General features: G+C 72.3%; 9 protein-coding genes and 3 pseudogenes. 7 read left to right on the plus strand and 5 right to left on the minus strand.

Going from position 1 to position 10,570, the window contains the following annotated elements:
* The 5 genes and pseudogenes from ACVNF4_RS25855 to ACVNF4_RS25875 form a co-directional block, all read left to right on the plus strand.
* Window positions 1-112, plus strand: a pseudogene (locus tag ACVNF4_RS25855) (DUF3097 family protein); the annotation flags it as partial.
* A gap of 82 nt (window positions 113-194) precedes the next feature.
* A pseudogene (locus ACVNF4_RS25860) lies at window positions 195-1,160 on the plus strand (acetate--CoA ligase family protein); the annotation flags it as partial.
* Window positions 1,161-1,214: 54 nt separating this feature from the next.
* Entirely contained in the window at window positions 1,215-1,805 is a 591-nt protein-coding gene (locus ACVNF4_RS25865; RefSeq protein WP_187752602.1) for a DUF5998 family protein, read from the plus strand.
* Window positions 1,805-2,983, plus strand: coding sequence for an alkaline phosphatase family protein (locus ACVNF4_RS25870; RefSeq protein ID WP_461805277.1), 1,179 nt, complete (start codon window positions 1,805-1,807; stop codon window positions 2,981-2,983). The genes ACVNF4_RS25865 and ACVNF4_RS25870 overlap by 1 nt, the downstream gene beginning before the upstream one ends.
* 63 nt (window positions 2,984-3,046) lie before the next feature.
* On the plus strand, window positions 3,047-3,694 hold the full coding sequence (locus ACVNF4_RS25875; RefSeq protein ID WP_461805278.1) for a thymidine kinase: 648 nt from the start codon (window positions 3,047-3,049) through the stop codon (window positions 3,692-3,694).
* Between the two features lie 37 nt (window positions 3,695-3,731).
* On the opposite strand, the pseudogene ACVNF4_RS25880 reads toward ACVNF4_RS25875, so the two are convergent.
* Window positions 3,732-4,187: pseudogene (locus tag ACVNF4_RS25880) on the minus strand (DUF4352 domain-containing protein); the annotation flags it as partial.
* 73 nt (window positions 4,188-4,260) lie between these two features.
* A complete protein-coding gene (locus ACVNF4_RS25885; RefSeq protein ID WP_461805279.1) occupies window positions 4,261-5,049 on the minus strand; it encodes a VOC family protein in 789 nt (262 codons plus the stop codon).
* Window positions 5,050-5,334: 285 nt separating this feature from the next.
* Between ACVNF4_RS25885 and ACVNF4_RS25890 the strand changes: the two genes are divergently transcribed.
* Window positions 5,335-6,183 (plus strand): sulfurtransferase, encoded by an 849-nt coding sequence (locus tag ACVNF4_RS25890; protein ID WP_461805280.1) that lies wholly within the window; start codon window positions 5,335-5,337, stop codon window positions 6,181-6,183.
* 299 nt (window positions 6,184-6,482) lie between these two features.
* On the opposite strand, the gene sepH is transcribed toward ACVNF4_RS25890, so the two are convergent.
* A complete protein-coding gene (sepH, locus tag ACVNF4_RS25895; protein WP_461805281.1) occupies window positions 6,483-7,514 on the minus strand; it encodes a septation protein SepH in 1,032 nt (343 codons plus the stop codon).
* Between the two features lie 483 nt (window positions 7,515-7,997).
* On the opposite strand from sepH, the gene ACVNF4_RS25900 reads away from it, so the two are divergent.
* On the plus strand, window positions 7,998-8,684 hold the full coding sequence (locus tag ACVNF4_RS25900) for a hypothetical protein (protein ID WP_461805282.1): 687 nt from the start codon (window positions 7,998-8,000) through the stop codon (window positions 8,682-8,684).
* Here ACVNF4_RS25900 and ACVNF4_RS25905 read toward each other — a convergent pair.
* Window positions 8,608-9,927, minus strand: coding sequence for a D-arabinono-1,4-lactone oxidase (locus ACVNF4_RS25905; protein WP_461805283.1), 1,320 nt, complete (start codon window positions 9,925-9,927; stop codon window positions 8,608-8,610). The two genes, ACVNF4_RS25900 and ACVNF4_RS25905, sit on opposite strands and share 77 nt — an antisense overlap.
* On the minus strand, window positions 9,887-10,570 hold a 684-nt coding region (locus tag ACVNF4_RS25910), incomplete at its 5' end, for an MFS transporter (protein WP_461805284.1). The genes ACVNF4_RS25910 and ACVNF4_RS25905, both read right to left, overlap by 41 nt.

Raw genomic sequence — 10,570 nt, forward strand, 5'->3', positions numbered from 1 at the left:
CCGGGCGTTGGGCTGGCCGTCGGAGAACACCGGGGCGGTGTGGCAGGCGATTCTGAAGCGGGTGACGTCTTACAAGGACCTGGAGCCGGAGTTGTTGGGGAGGGTGGAGGACCCCCGCCCCGGCTCCCGAGCCTCGTCCGGCTCCACGGCCCGCACCCGCGACACTCGCGCCCCAGCCGCCCCCGCACACCCGCGCGAGCACCCCGCCCAACGCCTCCGCCGCCGCCTGGACCCTGCACCCCGTTCCGTCGTCCCCCGGCAAAGCCGCACAAGCCCCTCTCGCGCCCCCGCAGGGCCCTCGCCTCATCCCGGCCTACCCGGCCGCCGAACGGGCCGTGCGGGCGCTGGCGGAGGCTGTGAAGTACGCGCAGTGGCGGCGGGAGGCGGCGGACCCCGGGCGGGTGCCCGAGTACGAGGACATCGACGAGAAGGGTGCCGCGCGGATGATCGACGGCCTCCTCGCGCGCGGGCAGGGCCTCACCCTCGGTACCGAGGAGACCTGCGAACTCCTGGGCAGTTACGGCATCGACGTCCGCCGGGCCGTCCCCGCCCCGACCCCCGAGGACGCCGTGGCGGCCGCCCGCGCCCTCGGATACCCCGTCGCCCTGAAGGCGACCGCCCCGCACCTGCGTCACCGCGCGGACCTCGGCGGCGTCCGCCTGGACCTCGCGGACGAGGAACAGCTGCGGCGCTCGTACGCCGAACTGACCGAGCTGTTCGGGACGCCTCAGGAGCTGCGGCCCGTCGTCCAGGCGATGGCCCCGCGCGGGGTCGACACCGTCGTCCGCGCGGTGATCGATCCGGCCGCCGGAGCGGTGCTGTCCTTCGGGCTCGCGGGAGCGGCCTCGCAGCTGCTCGGCGACATGGCGCACCGCCTGGTACCGGTCACCGACCGGGACGCCACCTCCCTGGTGCGCTCGATCCGCACAGCGCCCCTGCTGTTCGGCTGGCGCGGCTCCACCCCCGTCGACACCCCGGCCCTGGAGGAACTCCTCCTGCGCGTCTCCCGCCTGGTCGACGACCACCCCGAGGTCGTCGCCGTCACCCTGGAACCCGTCGTCGTCGCCCCGCACGGTGTGAGCGTCCTCGGCGCCTCCGTCCGCCTCGCCCCGCCGCCCGCCCGCGACGACCTCGGCCCGCGCACCCTGCCCGCCTACTGAACGCCTCCTCGCCGCCCCGTGCGGGGTGCCTCGCAGTCAGTGGGTCCCCGTAGGATGGAGGGCATGGCCAAGACCAGTACGACGACCCAGGGGCTCCGCGCGGCGATCGAGCGCAGCGGCTACTACCCGGCCCTCGTGGCCGAGGCGGTGGAGGCCGCCGTGGGCGGCGAGCCGATCCGGTCGTACCTGGTGCACCAGGAGACCACGTTCGACCAGAACGAGGTCCGCAGGCACGTGACCGTCCTCGTGCTCACCGGCAACCGCTTCATCGTCAGCCACACCGACGAACAGGCCGCCGACACGACGTCGCCGACGCCGTACGCGACGACCTCCACGGAGTCCGTGAAGCTCGGCCGGATCTCCTCCGTCGTCGTCAGCCGCGTCGTCGCGAACCCGGAGTCGTACGCGCCGGGCACGCTCCCGCGCGAGGTGATGCTCACGATCGGCTGGGGCGCCGTCTCCCGCATCGACCTGGAGCCCGCCGCCTGCGGCGACCCCAACTGCGACGCGGACCACGGCTACACGGGCAACTCGACGGCGGACGACCTGAGTCTGCGCGTCAGCGAGGCGGGCGACGGCCCGGAGACGGTGCGTCAGGCGCTCGCCTTCGCGCAGTCGCTCTCCGAGGCGACCGCGGCCCTCTGATGTCCCAGCTCGCCCCCTGGGACCACCCCGAACCCCTCCGCGTCGACTCCGCGCCCGTCCCGCGCTACGGCACCGGCTCCCTCGCCGACCTGCTGCCCACCGTGGCGGCCGGACTCGGCGTCCCCGGACAGACCGCCACGATCGCCTCCCTCGTCCCCGCCGACCGCGTGTGCGTCTTCCTCGTCGACGGCCTCGGACTGGAGCAGATCAAGGCCCACCCGGACGAGGCGCCGTACCTGCACAGCCTCCTCGCGGCCTCCGCGGGGCACCTCACCGCGGGCTTCCCGGCCACCACCGCGACGTCCCTGGCCTCCGTCGGCACCGGCCTCCCGCCGGGCGCTCACGGCCTGCCCGGCTACACCGTCCGCGACCCCGCGACCGGCGCGCTGATGAACCAGCTCCGCTGGCAGCCCTGGACGGCCCCCGACATCTGGCAGCCCTACCCGACGGTCTTCCAGCTCGCCGACGCCGCCGGTGTGCACACCGCCCAGGTCTCCTCGCCGGCCTTCCAGAACACCCCGCTGACCAAGATCGCGCTCAGTGGAGGAACGTTCCACGGACGGCTGACCGGCGAGGAGCGCATGGACCTCGCCGCGGCCCAACTGGCCGCCGGGGACCGGTCCCTGGTCTACACGTACTACGCCGAACTCGACGGCGCCGGGCACCGCTACGGCATCGCCTCCGACACCTGGCGCGGCCAGCTCATGTACGTCGACCGGCTCGTCCAGCGGCTCGCCGGGCAACTGCCGCCGCGCAGCGCGCTGTACGTCACCGCCGACCACGGCATGGTCGACATCCCCTTCGACGAACAGCACCGCATCGACTTCGACGAGGACTGGGAACTGCGCGCGGGGGTCGCTCTCCTCGGCGGCGAGGGGCGTGCCCGGCACGTGTACGCCGTGCCCGGTGCCGCGGGTGACGTCCTGACCTGCTGGCGCGAGGTCCTCGGCGAGCAGTTCTGGGTGGCCTCGCGCGAGGAGGCGATCGCCGCCGGGTGGTTCGGTCCGCACGTCGACGAGCGGGTGCACGACCGGCTCGGCGACGTCGTCGCCGCCGCGCGGGACGACGTGCTGATCATCGCCTCCGAGCGGGAGCCGAAGGAGTCCGCGATGGTCGGCAACCACGGGTCGATGACCCCTGCTGAGCAGTTCGTCCCGCTGCTCGAAGTACGCTCCTGATCGATTCCGACCGATTCTCCGCCCCTCTGTGGGACCCTCTCGCCGAAAGGTGCGCACCCCGTCATGCCCGAGTTGGTGTTCTTCTCCGGAACCATGGACTGCGGGAAGTCGACCCTGGCGCTCCAGATCGAGCACAACCGATCGGCCCGCGGGCTCAAAGGGATGATTTTCAGTCGTGACGACCGCGCGGGCCGAGGCAAGCTCTCCTCCCGGCTCGGCCTCGTCACCGACGCGGTGGAGATCCAGGACGGGCAGGATCTGTACGCCTACCTCGTCGACCACCTCTCCCACGGGGGCCGCGCGGACTACGTCATCGCCGACGAGGCGCAGTTCCTCGCCGAGGAGCAGATCGACCAGCTCGCGCGCGTGGTCGACGATCTCGGGCTCGACGTCTACGCGTTCGGCATCACCACAGACTTCCGCTCCAAGCTCTTCCCCGGCTCCCAGCGGCTCGTCGAACTCGCCGACCGCGTCGAGGTGCTCCAGGTCGAGGCCCTGTGCTGGTGCGGCGCCCGCGCCACCCACAACGCCCGCACGGTCGGGGGCGTCATGGTCGTCGAAGGCGCCCAGGTCGTCGTCGGCGACGTCAACCAGGCGGACACCATCGGGTACGAGGTGCTGTGCCGGCGGCATCATCGACGGAGGATGACGGCGGCGTCGGCGAGAGCGGCTGCGCTGTCGCCGGATGTGCTGCCGGTTCAGGCGGTGTAGCGGAGACCGTCCACTCGCCGACGTCGTCGGAGAAGCCGCTGTTCATGGCGAACTGGACGGTGACCACACGCGAGGCGTCCGGTACCTCGAAGGTGAGGTAGCCGAGGGCGGTGCTCCCGGGCAGGACGTTGATGATCCCAGGGAACTCGGCGCCGGCCGTGGTGTCGGAGAAGAAGGCCGTGTCGAAACGCTGGCCGTCCTGGTCGATCACATCTGCGCTGTTCGACGGCGAGCTGTTGTAGACGGCCGTGCCGGTGTTCTTCAGACGGAACTGGACGGCGACGAGGTGGTTTCCGGGGTCCGGCGCGAAGAAGGAGTCCTTCGCATGCGCGGGGTCCACTACTTTGACCACCGTCACATCGAGTTTCTCCCCGCCCGAGGTACCCGTCAGACTCAGCGTGTCCCCGACCTTCCCGTCGGACGACCCCGGTACCAGTGCCAGCGTGAAAACCGCCGGCAGACAGATCAGCAAAGGCGCGGTACGTCGTCGCATCGCTCCTCCCGGTGCGCTGGAGCGGCAGATGACACCATCGTGCGCCCGCACCGGGAGGTCGGCGAGCCGAGAGTCAGTGGGTGTGCTGGAGGACGGCGAAGCGGGCGCCCTCGGGGTCGGAGAGGGTGGCGGTGCGGCCCCGGGGGGTGTCCTCGGGGGCGGTGACGACGTGGCCGCCCAGGGACGTCACCCGGGACAGGGCCTCGTCCGTGTCGGTGACCTCGAAGTACGTCAGCCAGTGGGGGCCGCGGTCGCGGGGGAGGGCGGGGCCGAGGGCGTGGAGTGCGGCGACCGGCCGGCCGTCGAGGCGGAGGGTGACGGCGTCGTCGCCGGAGTCCGCGTCGTAGCCGAAGAGGGTCTCGTAGAACTTGGTGACGGTCTCCGTGTCGTACGTGAGGAGTTCGTTCCAGGCGGGTGTGCCGTGGACGCCCGTCAGCCCCGTGCCGAGGTGCGCGGAGGCCTGCCAGAGGCCGAAGACGGCGCCGGAGGGGTCGGAGCAGATGGCGAGGCGGCCGGTGTCGCCCGCGTCGAGGGGGCCCACCCCGACGGTCCCGCCGCACAGCCGCACCCGCTCGGCGTCCCGGTCGACGTCGTCGGAGGCGAGGTAGGGCGTCCAGGCGACCGGGAGGGGGCGGCCCGCGGGGAACTGCCCGATGCCCGCGACGTCACGCCCGTCGAGCAAGGCACGTGCGTAGGAGCCCAGTTGCCGTGGTCCGGGGGTGAACTCCCAGCCGAACAGCTCGCGGTAGAACTCCTCCGTCGTCGTCAGCCCGTGCACCATCAGGCTGACCCAGCAGGGCGTACCGGGTGCGTACCGGCCGTGCGTCTCGCCGTGCCGGTCCGAACCCCGTGCCTCGGTCATCGTCACTCTCTCCTCGGCCCCTCGCGGTGGCCGTGTCGTTCCGCCCTGGAACCCCCGTGCCGATGCTCGCACCACCCGCGCGGCCCCGCGTCCCGGAGCGCGCCGCCACGAGGGGACGTTGATGACGCACCCGTTTCGCATTGATTGCCGTCAAGTGTTGCCGTCAACTGTTGATCGGCTGTACTCGGTGTGCCCGATCCCGTACACCTGGTGATCGAGCCTGCCCGGCGGGCAGAGTAGCCGGACACGGGCGGCGGGGCCACCCCGTGCGCAAGGATGGGCGCCATGAACGCCATCATTTCCGCATCCGAGCTGGCGGCCGAACTGGCCGGAAACCACCCGCCCGTGGTCCTCGACGTCCGCTGGCAGCTCAGCGTCCCGACGGCGGGTCAGCCCCCCTTCGACGGCCACGCCGCGTACGCCACGGGACACGTCCCGGGGGCCGTCTTCGTCGACCTCGACCGTGAACTGGCGGGCGCGGCGGGCGCCTCGGGCCGCCATCCGCTGCCCGACCTCGACTCCTTCGGCGCGGCGATGCGCCGCGCGGGTGTCTCGGCGTCGGCCCCGGTGGTCGTGTACGACGGAGGACACGGCTGGGCCGCCGCGCGCGCGTGGTGGCTGCTGAGCTGGACGGGTCACCCGGACGTGCGGGTCCTCGACGGAGGGTTGCCGGCCTGGGAGGGGGAGCTCTCGGCCGACCTGCCCGCGCCCGCCGAAGGCGACTTCGCGCCCGTCCCCGGCAGGACCGGCCTCCTGGACGCGGACGGCGCCGCCGCCCTCGCCCGCTCCGGTGTCCTGCTCGACGCCCGCGCGGGGGAACGCTACCGGGGAGAGGTCGAGCCCATCGACCGCGTCGGCGGTCACATCCCGGGCGCCCTCTCCGCGCCCACGACCGAGACGGTCGGCCCCGACGGCCGTTTCCTGCCCGCCGGTGAGCTGACGGACCGCTTCCGGGCGCTGGGAGCCGCCGGCGGCGCCGAGGTCGGGGTGTACTGCGGTTCGGGCGTCTCCGGGGCGCACGAGGTACTCGCCCTCGCGGTGGCCGGCATCCCGGCGGCCCTGTACGTCGGTTCCTGGTCCGAGTGGTCCTCCGACCCGTCCCGCCCGGTCGCGGTGGGGGCGGATCCGCAGTAGGACGAGCGGGCCGGCGAGCGGTTGGGTGAGAGCGAAGGGCGGGCCGGTCCCCGTGCGCCGAAGACACCGGCGTCGGGGCCGGGTTCCCGTCGCGGGGCATCCGGACGAAGGCCTCGCCATCTGCTGGCTGGCGACGTCCCCCGCGTGGGACCCGTCCGCAACGGACCCTCAGGCGCACGGGGGCGTGGACGCGCATCACACCCAGGGCGGCATCACCGACTCTGCGGGCGGGCAGGCGTGCGCGCGCGACAGTCGCCCGGTCGGGACAGCCGTCCCCGTGGGCGCACGCGCGCCGCGGACTACTCCTGCTTCTTGCGCCTCGTCCCGAAGACGATCTCGTCCCAGCTCGGCACGGCGGCGCGGCGGCCGGGGCGGACGCCGTCGGCCTCGGCCTGGCGGTCGGTGGCGCCGATCAGGCGGTCGCGGTGGCTGCCCACGGAGCGCGGCATGAGGACGTCCGCGTAGGCGGAGCCGGCGGACGCGGCGGGCGCCGGGGGTTCCTCGACCTCGGCCTCCTGCTCGGTCTCCTCGGCGTCCTCCGCCGGGCGCTCGGGCACGACCATGTCGCCCCGGAAGCTCGGCACGGCCTCCAGCAGGCTGGTCAGCGAGTCCCGTTCGGCCACCGCCTCCTCGGCGGGCTCGGCGGACGGGGCCGGCAGCGCGGGGCGCTCACGGTCCAGGGAGCGGTCCAGCGGACGGTCCCGGGGCAGCCGCGCGATCCGCGGGACGAACGGAAAGCTGGGCTCCGGCGCGGCGAGGTCGTCGGACTCGCCGATCAGGGACCGCGCCTCGCCGTCCACGGCCTGGACGAGCCTGCGGGGCGGGTCGTACGTCCAGCTCGCGGAGTGGTGCTCGCCGGCCACCCGGTAGACCAGCATGACCTCCCAGGTGCCGTCGTCGCGGCGCCAGGAGTCCCACTGGACGGTGTCCTTCTCGGCGCCGCGCAGCAGCAGCCGTTCCTGGACGGCCTCGCCGAGCTGGGGGCCGGCGTTCTCACCGGGGCGGCGTACGGGGGTCTTGCGGGCGCGCTCGGCCATGAAGGCGCGCTCGGCCAGGACGGGGCCCTCGAAGCGGCGGACGCGGTCGACGGGGATACCGGCGAGCTGCGCGACCTCTTCCGCGGTGGCGCCCGCGCGTATGCGTGCCTGGATGTCGCGGGGGCGGAGGTGGCTCTCCACCTCGATCTCGATCTGGCCCAGCCGGGGGCGGTCGCCGCGCACGGCCGCGCGCAGGCGCTCGTCGATGGGGAGTGTGTACTCCGTTGAGTCGGCAGCTTTGAGCACCAGCCGTGTTCCGTCATTCGAGACGGCCACGACCCGCAGTTCGGGCATGGGGACCTCCCGGGTGGTGCCTGCCGACGTCACGTGCGTCGCTGCTTCCGCTAGTCGAGTGTGGCCTGCCCGGGTGCAGCCTGCCACAACCTTGCCGAGTTGCCCGGCGTGTCGGGCACGGGCCCTGGATCGCCGTTATGGCACGGTTACCTATTCGCCACGCTAAGTGACTGATCCCGTCACCCTGTGCAACTGGTTCCCCTCCTGGCGGTCCAGCAAGGCCCCGGACACCCTGTAGGGAGGCCGGGCCCAGGGCTCGCAACAGTACTCCATTTGGGCCACGTGCGTGGATTGCCGCGCCCCTCAACTTCTCGCAAGAGGTGCGACTTGGCCGTGCTTCCCCCCGTTTTCGGGATCTTGAACGTGGCGTACTTCACGGATCATCCGGAATCGGAACTATCGCTTTCGTCCTGACGTCCCCTTCTTGAGTGGATAGGTGATCAATCATTAATCGAGCAGGGGAAAGGCAGGCTAGGTACCGGCATGCGTGAAAGGCCCGATCTCAACGTTCCACAGGTCGCGGGAAGCGCGTTGGCCGCGGTGCTCGCCGCCAAACTCGCCTCGTCCTTCGGCGTGTACGGCACGATCCTCGGGGCCGGCGTCGTCAGCGTGATCGCGACCTGTGGCGGCTCGCTCTTCCAGCACTTCTTCAAGCGCACCGGCGAGCAACTGCGCGAGGCGACCGCGCCAGCCGTCGCGGAGCGGACCCCGGCGCCGGGCGAGTACTCGGCGGGAACGGTGCACCGCGCGCGGGGGAGAGGGCTGCGGCGGCCCGTCGTCGCGGCCGTTCTCGTCTTCGGCGTCACGATGACCGGCATCACCGCCTACGAACTGGCGTCCGGCAGCAGCTTCAGCGGCGGCGGGGGAACGACCGTCAGCGACGCGGTCTCCGGCCGGAGCCGGCCGTCCGGGAACTCTTCCACGACCCCGAAGGACGCCCCGAAGAGCACGCCCTCCCGTGACTCCACCGCGCCCTCGGCCTCTCCCGGCCACGAGACGGCGCCCACCCCGTCGGCGCCGGAGGCGACTCCGAGCGCGACCCCCTCGCCGACGGCGGGCGCCGGTGAGGCGACGCCCGCGCCGAGCCCGTCCGCTACTGCCCCAGCACCCGCCGCAGATAGTCGTTCTGGAACAGCCGATCCGGATCCAGCCGGTCCCGCAGCGCGGTGAACTCCCCGAAACGCGGGTACACGCGCGCGAAGTACTCCACGTCCCTGGTGTGCACCTTGCCCCAGTGCGGGCGCCCCTCGTGCGCCGTGAAGATGCGTTCGGCGGCCGTGAAGTACGCCTGGTAGGCCGTGCCCCGGACCATGTGGACGGCGACGTACGCGCTGTCGCGGCCGGACGCCGTGGACAGCGTGATGTCGTCGGCCGGAGCGGTCCGCACCTCCACGGGGAAGCTGACCCGCAGCCCCGAACGGTCCACGACCGCCTTCAGTTCGCGCAGCACCTCGGTCACTGCCTCGCGCGGGACGGCGTACTCCATCTCCACGAACCGCACCCGGCGCGGCGAGGTGAACACCTTGAACGGGATGTCGGTGTACGTCCGCGCGGAGAGCGCCTTGCTGGAGACCCGGGCGATCGCGGGGACCGTTCCCGGCACCGCCCGGCCGACCCATTGGGCCACCTGGAAGACGCCGTTGGACAGCAGCTCGTCCTCCACCCAGCCCTTCACCCGGCCCACCGGCCGGCGCGGACCCGCGCTGCGGTTGTTGCGCTTGGTGTTCGTGGAGCCGGTGTGCGGGAACCAGTAGAACTCGAAGTGCTCGTTCTCGGCCCACAGTTCGTCGAACTCGGCGAGCACCCTCTCGAACGGCATCGGCTCCTCCCGCGCGGTCAGCAGGAAGATCGGCTCCACGGCGAACGTGATCGCCGTGACGACGCCGAGGGCGCCCAGGCCTATTCGCGCGGCGGCGAAGACCTCGGGGTTCTCCTTCTCGGAGCAGGTGAGGACCGAACCGTCCGCCGTCACCAGTTCGAGTCCCGTGATCTGCGCGGCGATCGAGGCGGACTCCCGGCCCGTGCCGTGCGTGCCGGTCGACGTGGCGCCGGAGACGGTCTGCTCCATGATGTCGCCCATGTTGGCGAGCGACAGACCCTCGCGCGCGAGGGCCATGTTGAGTCTCTTGAGCGGTGTCCCCGCCTCGACCGTGACCGTCATGGCATCGCGGTCAATGTTGCGGATACCGGTCAACAGTTGAGGGCGGATCAACACACCGTCGGTCGCCGCGATCGACGTGAAGGAGTGCCCCGTACCGACGGCCTTCACCTTCAGCCCGTCCTCGGCGGCCTGCCGTACGGCGGCGGCCAGTTCCTCCACCGAGGCGGGCTCGACCTCCCGCGCGGGCCGGGCGACGACGTTCCCTCCCCAGTTACGCCACGTGCCGCTCTTCCCGCTCGCTGTGCTGCTCAACGGTGCCTCCCCGACCCGTAGCCGGCTTGCTGAGCCGGCGGTACCCCAGGAAACCGACCACGACCGCGACGGCCCCGGACACCGCCGGAACCCCGTACCCCGCCCGCGCCCCGGCGGCGTCGATCACCCAGCCGGCCACCGAGGAACCCAGCGCGACGCCCACCGCGAGCCCGGTGCTGATCCAGGTCATGCCCTCGGTGAGCTGCGTGCGTGGTACGTGCTCTTCGATGAGGGACATCGTCGTGATCATCGTGGGAGCGATGGACAGACCCGCGACGAAGAGCGCCACGGCCAGGAACGGCAAGTTTCCGACCAGTAGGAGGGGGATCATACTCACGGCCATCGCCAGCACGCCCAGCAGCCAACGCCGCCCCGGCGGCCCGGAGAAGCGCATCAGGCCGAACACCAGCCCCGCCACGCACGAACCGGCCGCGTACACCGCGAGGACCAGGCTCGCCGCGGCCTTGTGGCCCCGCTCGTCCGCGAACGCGACGGTCACCACGTCCACCGCCCCGAAGATCGCCCCCGTCGCCACGAACGAGCGTCGTCGGAGCGGACGCACCAGACGCGGTGCGTTTCCGCTTCCGCGGAGGCTCGGGTGTTGGTGTCGTCGTCGTCCGTGGCGATCAGGGCGTACCAGGCG

It is taken from the genome of Streptomyces sp. S6 (assembly GCF_054880855.1).

Coding starts and splice junctions, on each gene's coding strand:
- ACVNF4_RS25865 (WP_187752602.1), top strand. CDS start 1,215: ATGGAGGGCATGGCCAAGACCAGTACGACGACCCAGGGGCTCCGCGCG.
- ACVNF4_RS25870 (WP_461805277.1), top strand. CDS start 1,805: ATGTCCCAGCTCGCCCCCTGGGACCACCCCGAACCCCTCCGCGTCGAC.
- ACVNF4_RS25875 (WP_461805278.1), top strand. CDS start 3,047: ATGCCCGAGTTGGTGTTCTTCTCCGGAACCATGGACTGCGGGAAGTCG.
- ACVNF4_RS25885 (WP_461805279.1), bottom strand. CDS start 5,049: ATGACCGAGGCACGGGGTTCGGACCGGCACGGCGAGACGCACGGCCGG.
- ACVNF4_RS25890 (WP_461805280.1), top strand. CDS start 5,335: ATGAACGCCATCATTTCCGCATCCGAGCTGGCGGCCGAACTGGCCGGA.
- sepH (WP_461805281.1), bottom strand. CDS start 7,514: ATGCCCGAACTGCGGGTCGTGGCCGTCTCGAATGACGGAACACGGCTG.
- ACVNF4_RS25900 (WP_461805282.1), top strand. CDS start 7,998: ATGCGTGAAAGGCCCGATCTCAACGTTCCACAGGTCGCGGGAAGCGCG.